Origin of the sequence: Streptomyces sp. NPDC006743, from assembly GCF_040703815.1 — a bacterium.
Taxonomy (GTDB): Bacteria; Actinomycetota; Actinomycetes; order Streptomycetales; family Streptomycetaceae; genus Streptomyces.
Map to the genome: position 1 here is coordinate 102,571 of NZ_JBEYJA010000004.1, position 16,782 is coordinate 119,352.

The following is a 16,782-nucleotide window of genomic DNA, read 5'->3' on the forward strand; positions in this document are numbered from 1 at the left end:
GCGGCGGTCCGGGGACGGGAAAGCCACGGTTGTGCCAGGACCGGGTGAATTCGGGGCACGGCCGTGCGACGGGAGGCTCAGGCGGACAGGGGTTCCTCGTCGACGGCCGACGCCACGTCGGGGTAGACGTCGAAGAGCCGGCGGACGCCGAGGGCGCCGAGCACCCGGTTGACGTGGGATCCCTCGACCGCGCCGCCGGCGGGCAGGATCAGCCGCAGCCGGCCCTGGCAGGAACGGATCAGGCGGCGGGCGGCGATGAGCACGCCGACGCCGCTGGAGTCGCAGAAGAAGACCTCCGAGAGGTCCAGCACGAGGTCGTGCCGGCCCTCGGCCACCACCGCGTGGACGCGCTGCCGCAGCACCGGGGAGGTCACCAGGTCCAGTTCGCCCGCGACCCTGAGCACGCTCCACCCGCCCTGCCCGTCGCCGGTCACGTTCAACACCACGGCCTGCCCTCCGCTCGCCGGATCTTCCCCGGAACCGCCCGGAAACGGAAGCAGTTCCTACGCTTCTTTCCGCGCGGCTGCCCAGCGGCCGTTCCCCCAAACACCGCACAGCAAACGACCACGGTTCCTTGAAGGGCTTGTTTCGGTCATCTTCCGTCGCATTCGATCAGAGTTGATCCGAAACAGAAGGGTATAAGGGGTAACCACCCGCCCGCGCCCCCACCGTGCCCCCTCCACGCGCCCCTTTACCACCTGGGGCTCTTCAGGGGGCGCACATCGCCACAAAGGGGCGTGCACGGGCGAACGTGCCGACTACATTCGAGGAGATCAGGCAGACACGCTGGACCAGGGACCGGCCGGGACAGAGACAAACAGAGGCACGGCACGGCTGGGCGTGAAGGGGGCCGCATGGCGAAGACGGACGCACCGCCCCGCTGGGACCGCGGGATGCAGCAGCGGCTGGCGCGCGGAGAGGCCGCCGCACTCGGCGAGCTGTACGACCGGTTCGCCTCGCTCGTGCACGGACTCGCCCACCGCGTGCTCGGGGACGAACAGGCGGCCGACAGCATCACCCGCGAGGTCTTCGCACAGGTCTGGCAGCACCCCGACGCCTACGATCCCGCCCAGGGCCCACTGCGCTCCTGGGTGGCCGCGCTGGCCCACCGGCTCGCCGTACAGCGCCTGCGCGTCACCGAGACCGCCGCGCTGGCCGCCGGCGGCCCGGGGTCGGCGGAGGAACTGGAGCACAAGGTGCGCCGGGCCGCCGTGGCCGCCCGCGCCGACTACATCGTCCACTCCATGCCGGCCCCGCTGCGCGCCGCCCTCGACCTGGCCTACTTCCAGCGCCGCGACTACCGGCAGGCCGCCGCCGACCTCGGCGTCGGCGAGGACGAGGCCCGCCGGCGCCTGCGCCTGGGCCTGCAACTGCTGTCCACCGCCCACGACGCCGGGCGCGACACCGGCGGCCCCGGCGCACCGCCCGGTCCGGGAGGTGCGGCATGAGCGGAACCGGCGGGCCGGCTCCGTCCGGCCGGGGAGGACCGACCGAGCAGAAGGACCCGACCGTGCCGGAGCATCACGTCCTGAAGTCGCTCCTCGGGGCCTGGGCACTGGCCGCCTGCTCGCCGGAGGAGACGACGGCCGTCGAGGAGCACCTGGGCGGCTGCGGCGACTGCGCGGACGAGGCGCTGCGGCTGCGGGACGCGGTCGGCCTGCTGCACCGGCCCGACAGCCTCGACCTGGATCCCGGGCTGCGCGCCCGGGTCCTGGACGCCTGCCTGGAGCGGAGGCCGGCGCACGTGCCGGTCCCCGGGTGGGCGGCGCCCTACGACGCGGAGACCGCCCGCCTGGACGCGCTGCTGCAGGACTTCGGTGACGCCGAGTGGCACGCGCCGGTGCGGCTGCGGTGGTTCGAGGGCGGGCGGCCGGTGAGCCGCCGTACGACGGTCGCCGGGGTCATCGCGCACCTGATGAGCGTCGACGGGCTCGTCGCGGACGCGCTCGGGCTGGAGGATCCGCTCGGAGGCCTGCCCGCGGCCGGCCCGACGCCCACCGCCCGCACCGAGGCGTACTGGCGGGCGGCGCACCCGCCGCCGACCCGCACCGTCCGGGGGCCCTGGCGGGACCAGACCCACGCGATCGTCCGCACGGCGTCCTCCGCCGGAGGGGACACCGGGGCGGGCGGGGCGGGTGAGGCCGCCGGGTCCTGCGGGCCGCCGGCAGTGCCCTACGGCGGCGGTTTCACGCTGCCGTTGCGGGACGCGCTGCTCGACCGGGCCTTCGCATGCTGGATCCACGCCGAGGACGTCGCGGAGGCGGTGGACTACCCCTACGACCCGCCCGCCCCGCGGCATCTGCACGCGATGATCGACCTCGCGGCCCGGACCCTGCCCGGCGTGCTCGCCGCCCGGCGCCGGGCGGGCCTGGCGGCGCCCGCCCGCACCCGGCACCTGGTGCCGGCGGGCCGGCCGGGGCGCAGTCTGCGGCTGGAGATCGAGGGGAGGGGCGGCGGCGAGTGGCTGATCCCGCTCGACTCACCGGGCGCGGTGGGCTCCGCGGAGCACCAGGTGGCGCATGTCGCGCTGGACGGAGTGGAGTTCTGCCGGCTGGCGGCCGGACACGTCGCGCCGCGCGAGGCGGCGGCCGGGCAGGTCGGCGACGCGGACGCGATCAGCGACGTGCTGCACGCGGCGGCGTCCCTCAGCCGGCTGTGACGGCGCCGGGCGGACAACGCCGCGGACGGGCGTGCCGCCCCCGCGTCCGGGGCATGACCGGCCGGGCAGGGCCTGGCCGGTGCCGTGGCCGGGAAGGTCTGCCGGGCAGCTCGCGGCGTCCGGTGCCGGGGGCACCTCCCACGCCGTTCGGGCAGTGGGGGAGGATCGCAAGGCGGAGCATGACCCGCGTACTGGATGTACTCGGGTGCTGCGACCACGCGGCTGGGGGCACCCCCTGCTCGCCAGAGCTCGGGGGAGACGTGCCGGGCGTCGCGAGCCGGTGAACCTTCCGGTCACAGCACTAGCTTGAGATTCAACTTTGCGAGTTGGACGCGATGCACACGTCGGGACTGGAGAAAAGCGCCGCTTGTCTCTAGACCCGCCGGCTACCGGTGGTGTCACCGATCCGGCGCTCCTGGGCGGAGGTTACGAAGTCAGCTGCTGGTCCCTTGTCCCGATGGCTTCGTAGTCAGCGGGATCGTCACGGGGGCGGCAGCGGACGTCGTCCTGTCCGCTCAGGGGACGTCGATGACGGCTTTGCCGGGCACGCGGCGGCCTGCCAGTTCAGCGGCTGCCCGCGTCACCTGTGTCCAGTCGGTGCGCAGGGCGACTTGCGGGTCCAGCTCGCCGCGGGCCGTGAGTGCGGCGAGCCAGGTGAGGTCGGCGCCCAGTCCTACGGCATCGTCCAGGAGGTAGTAGGTGGCGATCTGGCGGTTGTGGCGATGGCCGTTGCCGAAGAGGGCTCCGTAGGGGAACTGCTCGCCGTCGCCGGAGATGTGACCCGCGGAAACCAGCACGCCGTTCTCGGCCAGGGCGCCGTGCGCGGCGACCATGTGGGCGCCGCCGACCAGTTCGACCACTCCGTGTACCGGTTCGAGATGCTGGAGCGCGGCCAGGTCGGTGACGATCTCGTGGGCGCCGAGTGCGCGCAGTGCGTCCGTCTTCGCCGGATCGCTGGTCACTGCGGTGACGTGGGCGCCGCCTCGGGTCGCGAGTTGCAGGGCGAAGCGGCCCACGCCGCCGCCCGCGCCGGTCACCAGGACGCGCCGTCCCAGGATCGGGCCGATGCGGTGCAGGGCGCGCAAGGCCGTGCCGGCTGCGACCGGCAGCGTGCTGATCGGGCCGAGGTCGGCTCCCTCGGGCACGGTGCCGATCAAGTCGGTGTCCACAGCGCGCAGTTCGGCCCAGGCGCCTGCGGCCCCCACGGTGACGACGGGGGTGCCGGTCGTGGGGCCGGAGCCGTCGGCGGCTGCCCGGACCACCACGCCCGCGGCGTCCCAGCCGGGCACCGTGCCGGCTTCGCCCTCGGGGACCACGTGGTGGACCTCGCCGGCGTTGAGGGAGAACGAGTGGACCCGGATCAGGGCCTGGTGGGCGGCGGGTTCGGCGTCGGCGACCTCGGCGAGCGTGAGGTGGCCCGGGGCTGAGTGATCAATCGTCAGTGCCTTCACGGCGAGGAATAATGCCACTCAGTGGCATAAGCTTACAAGTGGCAAAAGCTGCTGGTAGGCTGCATCTGTGCACAAGGACCCCAAGGAACTGCCGCTGCGTGAGCGCAAGAAGCTGCGGACCCGTCAAGCCCTGGTCGATACGGCCCTTGAGCTGTTCACCGCGCGGGACTTCACCGGGGTCACACTGGACGAGATCGTCGAAGCGGTAGAGGTCTCCAAGCGCACGTTCTTCCGCACGTTCACCTCGAAGGAAGACGTGGCCCTGGCCCCGGAGAAGGAACTGTGGGCCGCCTACCTCACGGACATCGAGACCCGGCCCCTGACCGGCGAGCACCTGCTCGGCGCCTACAAAGACGCACTGTTCGCGGCACTGGAGCAGATGACGGACGGATGGGAGCGGCGCTTCCTGGCCAGCCGCAGCCTGGCCGACCGCACCCCCGCGCTGGCCGCACACAGCCTGCGCCACTGCTCAGAGGTCTCCGCGGACATCGTCCGGATTGTGGCGGACCGGCTGGCCGCACAGTCCCCCGGCCGCACCGAACTGCGCCTGCTGCTCGACCTCATGGTCGCCGCCTGGCACTGCGCACTGGAGGCATGGGCCTCATCGGACGCCGCACGGCAGGACCGTGCGGCACTCATCCGGCACATGCGCAAGGCCTTCGCTGCGATCCCCGTGGTCGCGGCACTGGCAGCACAGGACAGTTGAGCGGAGATCGCCTGTAGCCGTCGGGTCTCGAGACATGCGCCGCTCGCCTCCAGACCCGACGTATGTATCGCGTTCCGGCTAGCGACCTTGAATCTCGAGCTGGGGCGTGTGTCGAAAGTGGCGCCGTCCGTCCGAAGGGCGGGCCCGGCGGCGCCTGGTGCGTGTGATCGCAAGGCGGAGGGTCGTCCTCGTACTGGGCGTACGTGGACGATCCCGACAACGCAGCGAGCGCGCGTGCCAGGCGCCGCGGGGCAGGCGGGACTTTCGAAACACGCCCTAGGCGAAGACCACCGTGCGCCGGCCGTTGAGCAGGATGCGGTGCTCGGCGTGCCACTTGACCGCGCGGGCCAGGGCCTGGCACTCCACGTCCCGGCCGATCGCGACGAGCTGGTCGGGGGTGACGCCGTGGCCGACCCGTTCGACCTCCTGCTCGATGATCGGGCCCTCGTCGAGGTCGGCGGTGACGTAGTGCGCGGTCGCGCCGATCAGCTTCACGCCCCGGGCGTGCGCCTGGTGGTACGGCTTGGCGCCCTTGAAGCTCGGCAGGAAGGAGTGGTGGATGTTGATGATCCGGCCGCTGAGCTGCTTGCACAGGTCGTCGGAGAGGACCTGCATGTAGCGGGCGAGGACCACCAGTTCCACGTTCTCCTCGCGCACGATCTCCAGCAGCCGCGCCTCGGCCTCGGCCTTGGTGTCCCGGGTCACCGGAATGTGATGGAACGGGATGTTGTACGACCCCACCAGCTCGGCGAAGTCCGTATGGTTCGACACCACCGCGGCGATCTCCACCGGCAGCGCGCCGGTCCGTGCGCGGAAGAGCAGGTCGTTCAGGCAGTGCCCGAACTTGCTCACCATCAGCACGATCCGCATCTTCGTCTGGGCCGGGTGGAGCTGCCAGTCCATGCCGAAGGAGTCGCCCACCGCCGCGAAGCTGGCGCGCAGCTTGTCCACGGTCACCGAGGACTCGGCGGAGAAGTGGACCCGCATGAAGAACAGTCCCGTGTCCTGGTCACCGAACTGCTGGCTGTCCACGATGTTGCAGCCGGTCATGAACAGATAGCTCGACACGGCGTGCACGATGCCCTTTTTGTCCGGGCAGGAGAGGGTCAGCAGGTACTGGTCGGCCGGGGCCGTCGCGGATCGGGGGGACTGCTCAGTCATGCAGGACAGGGTCCCACACGGGCGCCCCGCCCCGGACGCCCCGTCCGCAGGACGGGACGGTGCGGCACCCGCGACCGGCGGCCCGAGGCCGTGCGACGAGCGGCCCGGACGTCGTGCGACGAGCGAGCCGAAAGCCGCGTGGCGCCGGTGGCGCGCCGGCTACGCGGCGCGGGTCATGATGCGCAGGACCTCCAGGCTGCGCGGCGGGGTGTCCGGGTCGTCGCCGTCACTGGCCGCGAGGCGCAGGTGCGCGTCGCGCGCCGCCCGCACCGCCTCCGGCCAGCCGTGGTGTTCGAGGTACGCGGCCACCGGCGCGTCCGGCCCGACCTGGTGCATGATCCGCAGCACCCGCAGCACCGCCGTGTCGACGAGCGCCGCCTCCTGCGAGTCCCGGAAGATCGTGCCGACGTACTTCTCGGCGGACCAGTTGTCCAGCCAGGTGTCCTCGACCAGGCGGTAGACGGCGTCGGTGACGTCGCCGTACCCCTCGACGCCCGCCAGCCAGACGTCCCGCTGGAACACCGGGTCGGAGAGCATGTGCAGCGCGGAGCGCACATTGCTGCGCCAGCGCCACCACGGCATGTCGTTGAGTGGCATGCCGCCCATGGTGGAGGAGCGGCGGCCGCGACGGGAAGAGTTCTCCGAACCTTGCACGGTCATCGATCGTACGTTCTCCTCACCGGCGTCCCCGCCGCCCCCCGCAATTCACCTTCGCGTCACCCATTGTCGGCCATGGGTCACTGCCGGGTTAGAGATGTGCCGGAATCGTGCCGTTGCATGACCGGCAGGCGACTCAGGCGCAACGCATCCCTCCCCGCACCCGCGCGGACCGGACCGAGGCGGCACCTGCTCACCGCGGGCGCCCTGGCGGCGTGCGCGTCGCTCTCCGCCGGCTGCGGTGTCGTCCCCGGTGCCACGGGGGGCTCTGGGGACGGCACCGTCACCGTGATGACCTGGGCACCGGACGGCACCCCGGCGACCAACAAACCCGGCATGCCCGCCATGGCCCGCGCCTACGCCCGCTGGGTCAACGCCGCGGGCGGCATCGCCGGGCACAAGCTCAAGATCGTGACCTGCAACGACAGCAACGACAGCGTGGCCGCCGCCAAGTGCGCCCGGCTCGCCGTCAAGGAGGACGTCGCCGCCGTCGTCGGCTCCTACAGCCAGTACAGCGACTCCTTCTTCCCGCCGCTGGAGAGCGCGGGCATCCCCTACATCGGCGGGTACGGCGTGACCACCGCCGAGTTCACCCGGGCCCTGTCCTATCCCGTCAACGGCGGGCAGCCCGCCCTGCTGGTCGGCCTCGGCCGGGTGCTCGCCCCGCGCTGCGGTCCGGTCGCCCTGGTCCGGCCCGACAGCATCGCGGGCGACGAGCTGCCCGGCCTGCTCGACGCCGGACTGAAGGCCGGCGGCCACGGCCGGGCCCACGACCAACTGGCCGCCGAGGACGCCACCGAGTACTCCGGGAAGGCGGTGGAGGCCCTGGCGCAGGCGTCCGCCGTGCCGGGGAGGAAGGGCTGTGTGGTCCCGGCCCTGGGCGAGCGCACCAACATCTTCATGGACTCCTTCCGCCGGGCCCGCCAGGAGTACCCGGCGGTGCGCACCGCCGCCGTGCTCGGCAGCGTGGACCAGACCGTGATCGACGCGAGCGGCGGGGCCTCGGGGCCCTACGAGGGCGCGTCCATCACCGGCTGGTACCCGGTCGCGGACGACCCCCGCTGGGACGCGATGAAGAAGGTGATCAACGCGCAGGCCTTCGGTGACAACCGGGTGGACCCCACGGACGCCGGGGTGCAGACCACGTGGATCGCGTACACCGTCCTGCGCGCCGTCCTGGAGCGGATCGGCTCCGGGCCGGTGAACGCCGACACCGTACGGCGCACCCTCGACTCCGGGCTTTCCGTCGACACGGGAGGACTGACCCCGCGGCTGCGGTGGCCCCTGTCGGGCCCCTTCGCCTCCACCGGCTTCGCCCGCCTGGCCAACGCCGACGTGACCCTCCAGGTGGTGCACGGCGGCCGCCTGGTGTCGGCCACCACGGGGTTCGTCGACGTGACGAAGACGCTCCAGGACGCGGACCCGGGCTGAACAGCGGTGAACAGCCACCCCGGCCGGGCCGGACGCCGAGCAGCACCGGGCTCAGAGCCGGGCCGGGTCCAGAGCCGGGCCGGGTCCAGAGCCGAGCCGGGCTCGGAGCCAGGTCGGGCCCGTCGCAGGGCCGGATCCCGCAGCCGGGCAGGGCTCGGCGCCGGGCCGGACCCGAAGTCGGGTCGGGGCCCCCGTAGGGCCGGAACCAGAGCCGGACCGGGCTCGGCGCCGGGCCGGGCTCAGAGCTGGGTGGGCTGGCGTTCGGTGAGGCCGTACTTCTTCGCGATGGCGTTCCACAGCCGCGCGGCCTTGGCCTTCTGCGCGCTGGCCACGCCGCTCTGCTGGTTGCCGGCCTTGGCGTGGCTGGTGATGCGCGCGTGGCCCTTCTGGCACCCCTTCTTGCCGTGCGTCTGGTCGGCCCAGGCCGCGTAGTGCTGGTCGGCCGACTGGGACGCCTTCCAGGCGCTGGTGAGCGCGCTGGTCAGCGCGGCGTGTTCGGGCAGCTTGTCCACGGGCAGCGACCCGAGCCGCGTCACCAGCTCGCCGCGCTGCTTGGCGGCGGCGCGCAGGTCGGAGGCGGCCCCGCCGAGGTTGTCGCACCCCTTGACGTCGGCCACCGCCTTGATCACGGACGCGCGGCTGCTGCCGCTGTCGGCCAGCAGCTTGTCCAGCGCGACGGCCTGCTGCCGGGCCGGGTCCGCGGCGGGCGCCGAACTGGCACCGCCGGTGGACGGAGCGGCCGAGGAGACGCTGGCGGCCTTGTCGGTGTGCTGACCACTGTCACCGCCACCGCCGCCGCTGAGCAGCGCACCGGCGCCCACGCCGAGGGCGACGATGCCGACGCCGACGGCCGCGATCAGCGGAACCCGCGAGCGTGTCCGGCGGCCGCCGCCGTCCCCGCCCCCGGTGGCCGGCTGCCCGGCGAACTGCGGCTGCCCCGGACCGCCGGCACCCCCGGGGCCGGGCTGGACGGGCGGGGCGCCGGCGCGGCCGCCGGGGCCCGGACGGCCGTCGTACGGCTGCTGGAAGCGCGGTATCTGCTGGGTGGCCGGCGCTCCGCCGCCCGCGCCGTCGCGGAAGAGGTTGTCGAACTCGGCGGGCGTCTGCCGCCCACCGGGACCGCCGAGGCCGCCAGGGCCGCCGGGACCCGCGCCGTACGGCGCCCCCGGCCCGCCCGCCTGGGCGTCCACCGGCGCGATGAACTGGGTGGCCTCGGCGTCCGGCCCGGCGCCGGGCGCACCGCCGCCCTGGGGCACGTGCCCCAGGAACCGGGTCGAGGGGTCACCGGACGTCTCCGGCGGCATGGCGCCCGCCGGCACCGGCGGTATGTACTGCGTCGCGCCCTCGTCCGCCGGCGCGGCGGCCACCGGCGGCAGGAACTGCGTGGCCCCCTCGTCCGCCGGTGCGGCGGCGACGGGCGGCAGGAACTGGGTCGCACCCTCGTCCGCGGGCGCCCCGCGGCCGCCCTGGGCGGCCGGAAGACCGTAGGGCGCCGGGCCCGCGGGCGGCAGCGGGGCGCCGCCGGAGGGCGGGGTGCCGTAGGGGCCCGGACCCGCCGGGGGCAGCGGGGCCCCCTGCCCGGAGGCACCCTGCTGCGGCGGCTGGTACTGGTGCTGGTGCTGGTGGGGCTGGTGCGCCTGCTGGTGCGGCGGAAACCCGTGGCCCGCCACCTGGAACCCCTGGTTCTGCTGGTACGGCGGCTGAGCGCCGCCGCCCTGGGTGCCGTACGCCGGGGCCGGGGCACCCTCCGGGGGAAGCGGGCCCGCGCCCGCCGCGCCGGGGCCGCCGGGCTGTCCCTGGGCGTCCCACCGGCCCGTCGGAGTCTGCGGGTGGGACGGGGCGGCGCCCCAGGCCTGGGCGGGCGGCGCCTGCCAGTCCTGTCCTGACTGCTGCGGCGGCGCCTGCTCCCCACCCGGACCCCACGGCTGGCCCCACGCCTGGCCACCGGCCGGCGCGTGGGCCGGGCCCTGTCCGGCGGGCTGCGCGGGTGTCAGACCGCCCGGCCCGCCCGTCGTGCCCGGCAGCAGGGGCTGCCCACCGTCGGAAGGCAGCACGATGCCTTCGCGCGCGGGCCGCGCCGAGGGCTCCTCGCCCTGTCCACTCTGCGTCACCGGGACTCCTACGAATGGGGGACTTGCGGAATCGTCGGCTCACGCTACCGGGTCCCTGGAGCCCGGTGCTACGCAGCACAGGACGCGGCCTCCTTCCCCGCCCCTCCGGTGACGGAACCCGCGCGCGGTGCGCTGTGGTCCGGCTCACCGCACGCCGCTCAGGCCGCCATCTGCACCTCCAGCCTGGCCCCGAACTCCCTGACGACCGCCTCGTCCCGGTACGGATCGAGGCGCTGCTGGAAGTCCTCCAGGTACTCGGCCCCCCGGTTGGATCTCAGCGTCTCCAGCAGGTCCACCGCCTTCAGACCGGTGGCGCAGGCCTGCTCGATCTCGCGCTGCTGCACCTGCGCCGTGGCGAGGAGCACGTACCCGATGGCCCGGCGCCTGGCCCGCGTCACCGGATGGTTCGCCAGCGCCTGTTCCGCGTACCGTGCGGCGGTCTCCGCCTGCCCCAGGTCCCGGTGGCAGTGCGCCAACTCGTCGGCCAGGTAGGCCTCGTCGAAGTGCGCGATCCAGGCGGGGTCGTCCCCGGAGTCCGCCGCGGCCCGCTCCAGCGCGCCCACCGCGCGCCCGGACGACACCTGCGCCGCCCGCGCGTCCCCCAGCAGCGCGTGCCCGCGCGCCTCCGCGGCGTGGAACATCGCCTCCGCGCGCGGGGTCACACGCCCGCGCGCCCCCTCCTGCGCCGCCCGCGCCAACTGGGCGATCTCCCGCGGGTTTCCGAGCTGGGCGGCGAGGTGACTCATGGAGGCGGCCAGCACATAGGCGCCGTAGCCGCGGTCCCCGGCCGCCTGGGCGAGCCGCAGCGCCTGGATGTAGTACCGCTGGGCGAGGCCGGGTTGCCCGGTGTCCACGGCCATGTATCCGGCCAGTTCCGTCAACCGCGCCACCGCGGCGAAGAGATCGCGGCCCACCGCCTCCCGGTACGACCCGGCCAGCAGGCCGGAGACGACACTGTTGAGGTAGTGCACCACCACCGGGCGCACGTGCCCGCTGCCGTAACTGTGGTCCAGGTCGACCAGCGCCTGGGTCATGGCCCGTACCGCCGCCACGTCCGACTGCCCCACGCGGGGGCCCGCCGAGCGCGCGACCTGCCCGTCAGGCGCGGTGATCAGCCAGTCGCGGCTCGGCTCCACCAGCGCCGAGGCGGCGACGGAGGAGCCGGACAGGAAGTCACGGCGGCCCACGTCGCTGCGCCACAGCTCGCAGACCTGCTCGATGGCTCCCACCACCGTCGGCGAGAACTGGAGACCCACGCCCGAGGCGAGGTTCTTGCCGTTGGCCATGCCGATCTCGTCGATCGTGACCGTACGGCCGAGTTTGCGGCCCAGTGCCTCGGCGATGACCGCCGGGGCGCGCCCCCGCGGCTGCTGGCCGCGCAGCCAGCGCGCCACGGAGGTCTTGTCGTACCGCAGGTCGAGGCCGTGCTCCGCGCCGCACATGTTGACCCGGCGGGCCAGCCCGGCGTTGGAACAGCCCGCTTCCTGAATGAGCGCCTGCAGCCGTTCGTTCGGCTGCCGCGCGACGAGAGGCCTGGCGGCCATGGCGTAAACCCCCTGCTTTCTGGCGGCTCGCGTGGCTGCGGTGCCCTGCCCACGCACCGACGTTGACGTGTCCTGCGCGGCCGGACCCCGCCGTGTCCCGGCGGAGTTGTCCTGCCGTGAAGATCAATGCCCCACGGACATGACGAAAATGCGGGACATGCGAAGATTGCCGGAACATACGGAGCGAAAAGCGCAGCGGACCCCCTCGATCCCCCCTCCCGGACACCCCCGCGGGGCCGTCCCCCGCACGGACGTTCCGCGCGGACACCACCGTGCGGAGACCTCCGCACGGACCTTCCGCGGAGACGCCCCGGCACGACATCCCGCACGAACATCCCCGCACGAGCATTCCCGCCCGGCCGTCACCGGCAGCGCCCCGCCCGAACACCCCCCGCGGACGCCCCCCGTGGACGCACCCGCCGAACGTGCCCACCGCGAGTCCCCGTTGAACGCCCCCCCCACACAGCACTACCCCCCGCCTGCCGGTGCCCCTCCCGCGCGCCCCCGTGGATGCACCCGTGCGCCCCGGGCGGGGACCGGGTGCTCCTCCCCGCGCGCGGGGCCGCCGCGGACCGGGCCGCCGCGCCCGTAACTCCAGGTGGGCGCGGAAGTTGAGTGGAACGTGGAAAAGACGATCCCGGGCACCGAAGCCGCACAGACTGCCGGTCAGATCCCCAAGCAGCGCGGAGACTCCCTGCTGGAGACGGCCGTTCGCTACGCCGAGGAGCGTCACTGGGACGTGTTCCCCGGCACCTGGCTGGAGGCCGTGGACGGCACCCAGCGCTGCTCCTGCGGCGACGCCGCCTGCGCCGCGCCCGGCGCACACCCCGCGCGCGAGGACTGGGCGACCCAGGCCACCGGCAGCGCCACCGTCGTGCGCCGGATGTGGCAGAAGCAGCCGGCCGCGTCGATCCTGCTGCCCACCGGCCGCGCCTTCGACGCGCTCTGCGTCCCCGAGACCGCCGGGTTCCTCGCTCTGGCCCGGCTGGAACGGATGGCGCTGACCCTCGGGCCGGTCACCCTGACCCCCGAGCGCCGGATGCAGTTCCTCGTGCTGCCCGGCGCCTGCGCCAAACTCCCGGGCCTGGTGTGCAAGCTGGGCTGGTCGCCCGGCTCGCTGGACCTGACCGCCCTCGGCGAGGGCGCCTACATCGCCGCACCGCCCACCCGGTACGGATCGCGGGGAGCGGTCCAGTGGGCCTGCCGCCCCACCCCGGCCAACCGGTGGCTGCCGGACGTGGAGGAGCTGGCCTCGGCGCTGGCGTACGCGTGCGGCCGGGACAGGTAGCGGCAGGGAGAGGGAACCCCGCTCCCCCATAGGGTTCCTCCTGACGGAGGGAGCAGCAGTGGTGAGTACCAGCGCCGTACGGATTCAGGGGCTGTGGAAGCGGTTCGGGCAGCAGGTCGCCGTGGCCGGGATCGATCTGGAGTTGCCGGCCGGGCGGTTCATCGGCCTCGTCGGGCCGAACGGAGCCGGGAAGACGACCACGCTGTCCATGGTGACCGGGCTGCTGCGGCCCGACCAGGGCACCGTCGAGGTCGTCGGGCACGACGTGTGGCGGGACCCGGTCGCCGTGAAGGCCCGGATCGGTGTCCTGCCGGAGGGGCTGCGGCTCTTCGAACGGCTCTCGGGCCGCGAACTGCTCTCCTATTCGGGCCGGTTGCGCGGGCTGCCCGCCGCGGAGGCGGAGCGCCGGGCGACGCAGCTGCTCGACGTGCTCGACCTGGCCGGCGCCCAGCACAAGCTGGTCGTCGACTACTCGACCGGCATGCGCAAGAAGATCGGGCTCGCCGCGGCGCTGCTGCACAATCCCGAAGTGCTGTTCCTGGACGAGCCGTTCGAGGGCGTCGACCCGGTCTCCGCGCAGACCATCCGGGGCGTCCTGGAGCGGTACACCGCCTCCGGCGCGACCGTCGTGTTCTCCTCGCACGTCATGGAACTGGTCGAGTCGCTGTGCGACTGGGTGGCCGTGCTCGCCGCCGGCCGCATCCGCGCGCACGGCCCGCTCGCCGAGGTGCGCGGCGACGCGCCGACCCTCCAGCAGGCCTTCCTCGAACTCGTCGGCGCGCAGGGCCGCGACGCCGGCTCGGACCTCGACTGGCTGGGCGGCGGTGCCCGATGAGCGGGCAGGGCGCACCGGAGGGCCTCACGCCGGTCCTGGTGCGGCTGAAGCTGTCCCTGCTGCGCAACGGGCTGCGGCAGTCCGGCGGGCGGCGCGCGGCGTACCTCGGCTCGGCCGTCTTCGCGCTGCTCCTCGGCGCCCTGCAGCTGACCGGGTTCGCGGTGCTGCGCGGCCACCCGCACGCCGTCTCCGTGGCCGTGCTGAGCGCGGCCGTGCTCGCCCTGGGCTGGGCGGTGATGCCCCTGTTCTTCCCCAGCGGCGACGAGACCCTGGATGCGACCCGGCTGGTCATGCTGCCGCTGCGCCCGCAGCCGCTCGTCCGGGCGCTGCTCGCCGCCTCCCTGGTCGGCGTGGGGCCGCTGTTCACGGCGCTGCTGCTGGTGGGCTGCGTGATCTCGGTGGCGCACGGCGCGGTGGCGTACGCCGTCGCCGTCCTCGCCGTCGCCCTGGCTCTGCTGGTGTGCGTGGCGCTCGCCCGGGCCGTGGCCGCCGCCAACACCCGGCTGCTGACCAGCCGCAAGGGGCGCGACCTGGCCGTGCTGAGCGGGCTCGTCGTCGCGATCGGGGCCCAGTTGGTCAACTTCGGCGCGCAGCACCTGGGTTCCTCGGGGCTCGGCCGGCTCGACCCGGTGACGGACGTCCTGCGCTGGGTGCCGCCCGCGTCGGCGGTGGGCGCGGTGGACTCGGCCAGCGAAGGGTCCTACGGTGTCGCCGCCGCCCGGCTCGCCCTGACCGCCCTCGCTCTGGCCGCCCTGCTGGGCCTGTGGTCGCGCAGCCTGACCCGGCTGATGACGACCCCTGACTCCTCCACCGTCCAGGCCCCCGACGCCGGCCGCACACGCTCCCGGAGCGGCGGGCCGGCCCGGCTGTTCCCGGACGGCCGCACGGGCACCGTGACGGAGCGGTCGCTGCGCTACGTCCTGCGCGACCCGAAGACGAAGGCGGCCTGGGTGACGTCACTGGCCATCGGCCTGATCGTGCCGGTCTTCAACGCCCTCCAGGGCACCGGTTCGGTCTACCTGGCGTGCTTCGCCGCCGGCATGCTCGGCGTCCAGATGTACAACCAGTTCGGCCAGGACACCTCCGCGTTCTGGATGGTCGCGCTGACCATCTCCTCCCCGCGCGACGCCTACCTGGAGCTGCGCGGCCGGGCCCTGGCCCTGCTGGTCGTGACCCTGCCCTACGCCACCCTCGTCACGGTGCTGACGGCCGCGCTGGTCGGCGACCGGGCGCGGCTGCCCGAGGTGCTCGGGCTCTCCTTCGCGCTGCTCGGCGCGATGCTGGCGACCGGGGCCTGGGCGTCGGTCCGCTTCCCGTACTCCATCCCCCAGGAGGGTCACAAGAACGTCGCCCCGGGCCAGGCCGGGCTGGCCTGGATCGCCATCGTCGGCGGCATGCTCGCCGCCGCCCTGCTGTGCTCCCCCGTCATCGCCCTGGCGATCTGGACGAACGTCAGCGCGAGGGGTGACGGCCTGGGCTGGCTGCTCCTGCCGGTGGGCGCGGCCTACGGCGCCACGATCACCCTCGTGGGCCTGCGCCTGGCCGCCCCCCGCGCGGCCACCCGGCTCCCGGAGATCCTCGCAGCGGTCAGCAAGGGCTGACCCGTCCCGGGCGCCCGCCCGCCGAGAACCCGGCCGCCCCCACAGCCGACCGCCCGGCCAGGAGGCTGCCGGGCGGCGCGGGCCTCATGACCGGACCGCCCGTCCTGCGCCCGGCCGTGGGAGACGGCCGGTGCCGCGGGGGCCGGCACGTTCACGAGGTGAGGACCGCCTCCAGGAAGGGGGCGACGGCCGCCCGCCAGGCGTCGGGCTGGTCGTAGTGGACGAGGTGGCCGGCGTCGGCGACCTCCGCGTACTGGCCGCGCGGCAGGACGCGGACCATCTCCTGGGCCTCCGCCCGGCCCAGTTCGCCGTCGAGGCCGCGCACGACGAGGGCCGGGCAGCGCACCTGGGCCAGCTCCTCCCAGTGCGCGTCGTAGACCCAGGTCTCGCGGGAGGCGAGCATCTGCTCCGGTTCGCACACGGGGCGCCAGCCGTCGGCGCACTCCTGCATGATCTCGGCGTAGAACGCGCCGCGCGCCGGGTTCGGCCGCTCCACCCACGGATCGTCCTCGCCGAACCACTTGCGGACGTCGGCCAGGGTGGCGAAGGGCGTCGGCCAGGTCTTGAACCAGTCCTCCCACTCGCGCTGGGAGGACGCGCCCAGCGCGGAGGCCCGCATGTCGCAGATGACCAGGCCGCGCACCAGGTCGGGGCGGTGTGCGGCGAGCTGCCAGGCGGTCAGCGCCCCCATGGCGTGCCCCACGAGGACGACCGGGCCGAGGCCGAGCTGTTCCACGGCCGCCTCGGCGTCCTCGACGTAGGCCTGCCGGGTGTGGGCGGCCCGCGGGGGCTTCTCGCTCTGGCCGTGGCCGCGCTGGTCGAGAGCGACGGCCCGGTGCCGCTCGGAGAGCCAGCGGGCCGTCGGCGCCCAGTGCGAGGCCCGGCCCATGAGGCCGTGGAGCAGGAGCACCCCGGCACCGTGCCCGGCCGCGCCCCCGTCCGCCGGGGCGGGCGGATCGGGCGGCCCCGGCAGCTGCTGCGGCAGGTCCTGCCGGTACGCCCCGGCCTGGGCCGGTACGAACGGCGGCCCCTTCGGGGGCTCGGCGAACTCCCAGGCGGCCAGCCGTACGCCGCCCGCCCCGGTCACGTCGATGCGTCGCGCCATGTGATCCCGGCACCCCCTAGCTCTGACCTGGCTCCGCCCCAGCCACCGCTCCCGGCCGGGCCCGGCCGTTCCCGGCTCTTGCCGGCCGTTGCCGGAGCCGTGTGGCGCTCACCAGATTATCGAATGCTCATTCGAAAAAGCCGCTTGCATCACGAACACCCCTCGTTCGAGTGACCCCCCACAAGGAATGATCGCCGCCGCCGAGGGGAGATCTTCAACGGGAGGCGGACCAC

At 74.2% G+C, this 16,782-nt stretch carries 14 protein-coding genes; 7 read left to right on the forward strand and 7 right to left on the reverse strand.

Annotation, left to right across the window (positions count from 1 at the left end; all coding sequences use genetic code 11):
• Positions 1-77: 77 nt before the first annotated feature.
• The gene (locus ABZ719_RS05085; RefSeq protein WP_366723838.1) at positions 78-446 is read right to left on the reverse strand and encodes an STAS domain-containing protein; all 369 of its coding nucleotides are present in this window, start codon (positions 444-446) and stop codon (positions 78-80) included.
• 408 nt (positions 447-854) lie between these two features.
• On the opposite strand from ABZ719_RS05085, the gene ABZ719_RS05090 reads away from it, so the two are divergent.
• The gene (locus ABZ719_RS05090) at positions 855-1,448 is read left to right on the forward strand and encodes a sigma-70 family RNA polymerase sigma factor (protein WP_366723839.1); all 594 of its coding nucleotides are present in this window, start codon (positions 855-857) and stop codon (positions 1,446-1,448) included.
• Positions 1,449-1,510: 62 nt separating this feature from the next.
• The gene (locus ABZ719_RS05095; RefSeq protein WP_366723840.1) at positions 1,511-2,659 is read left to right on the forward strand and encodes a zf-HC2 domain-containing protein; all 1,149 of its coding nucleotides are present in this window, start codon (positions 1,511-1,513) and stop codon (positions 2,657-2,659) included.
• 515 nt (positions 2,660-3,174) lie between these two features.
• Here ABZ719_RS05095 and ABZ719_RS05100 read toward each other — a convergent pair.
• Positions 3,175-4,110: a zinc-binding dehydrogenase gene (locus ABZ719_RS05100; protein ID WP_366723841.1), complete on the reverse strand. Its 936-nt coding sequence runs from the start codon at positions 4,108-4,110 to the stop codon at positions 3,175-3,177.
• Positions 4,111-4,177: 67 nt separating this feature from the next.
• On the opposite strand from ABZ719_RS05100, the gene ABZ719_RS05105 reads away from it, so the two are divergent.
• Positions 4,178-4,816, forward strand: a complete 639-nt coding sequence (locus ABZ719_RS05105; protein ID WP_366723842.1) for a helix-turn-helix domain-containing protein — start codon at positions 4,178-4,180, stop codon at positions 4,814-4,816.
• Between the two features lie 276 nt (positions 4,817-5,092).
• On the opposite strand, the gene purU is transcribed toward ABZ719_RS05105, so the two are convergent.
• Positions 5,093-5,977: a formyltetrahydrofolate deformylase gene (gene purU, locus ABZ719_RS05110; protein ID WP_366723843.1), complete on the reverse strand. Its 885-nt coding sequence runs from the start codon at positions 5,975-5,977 to the stop codon at positions 5,093-5,095.
• Between the two features lie 159 nt (positions 5,978-6,136).
• Entirely contained in the window at positions 6,137-6,637 is a 501-nt protein-coding gene (locus ABZ719_RS05115) for a hypothetical protein (RefSeq protein WP_366723844.1), read from the reverse strand.
• Positions 6,638-6,754: 117 nt separating this feature from the next.
• Here ABZ719_RS05115 and ABZ719_RS05120 point away from each other — a divergent pair, with 117 nt between their 5' ends.
• The gene (locus tag ABZ719_RS05120; protein ID WP_366723845.1) at positions 6,755-8,065 is read left to right on the forward strand and encodes an ABC transporter substrate-binding protein; all 1,311 of its coding nucleotides are present in this window, start codon (positions 6,755-6,757) and stop codon (positions 8,063-8,065) included.
• Between the two features lie 239 nt (positions 8,066-8,304).
• Here ABZ719_RS05120 and ABZ719_RS05125 read toward each other — a convergent pair whose 3' ends face one another.
• Positions 8,305-10,176: a hypothetical protein gene (locus ABZ719_RS05125; protein WP_366723846.1), complete on the reverse strand. Its 1,872-nt coding sequence runs from the start codon at positions 10,174-10,176 to the stop codon at positions 8,305-8,307.
• A gap of 158 nt (positions 10,177-10,334) precedes the next feature.
• Positions 10,335-11,720: a transcriptional regulator gene (locus ABZ719_RS05130; protein ID WP_366723847.1), complete on the reverse strand. Its 1,386-nt coding sequence runs from the start codon at positions 11,718-11,720 to the stop codon at positions 10,335-10,337.
• 622 nt (positions 11,721-12,342) lie between these two features.
• Here ABZ719_RS05130 and ABZ719_RS05135 point away from each other — a divergent pair.
• The 3 genes from ABZ719_RS05135 to ABZ719_RS05145 are packed head-to-tail and all read left to right on the forward strand — an operon-like array spanning position 12,343 to position 15,444.
• A complete protein-coding gene (locus tag ABZ719_RS05135) occupies positions 12,343-13,008 on the forward strand; it encodes a bifunctional DNA primase/polymerase (protein ID WP_366723848.1) in 666 nt (221 codons plus the stop codon).
• Positions 13,009-13,048: 40 nt separating this feature from the next.
• Positions 13,049-13,843 (forward strand): ABC transporter ATP-binding protein, encoded by a 795-nt coding sequence (locus tag ABZ719_RS05140; RefSeq protein WP_366724022.1) that lies wholly within the window; start codon positions 13,049-13,051, stop codon positions 13,841-13,843.
• Entirely contained in the window at positions 13,840-15,444 is a 1,605-nt protein-coding gene (locus ABZ719_RS05145) for a transporter (protein ID WP_366723849.1), read from the forward strand. Before ABZ719_RS05140 ends, ABZ719_RS05145 begins: the two co-directional genes overlap by 4 nt.
• A 151-nt stretch (positions 15,445-15,595) precedes the next feature.
• Here ABZ719_RS05145 and ABZ719_RS05150 read toward each other — a convergent pair whose 3' ends face one another.
• Positions 15,596-16,549 (reverse strand): alpha/beta hydrolase, encoded by a 954-nt coding sequence (locus tag ABZ719_RS05150; RefSeq protein WP_366723850.1) that lies wholly within the window; start codon positions 16,547-16,549, stop codon positions 15,596-15,598.
• Positions 16,550-16,782: the final 233 nt, after the last annotated feature.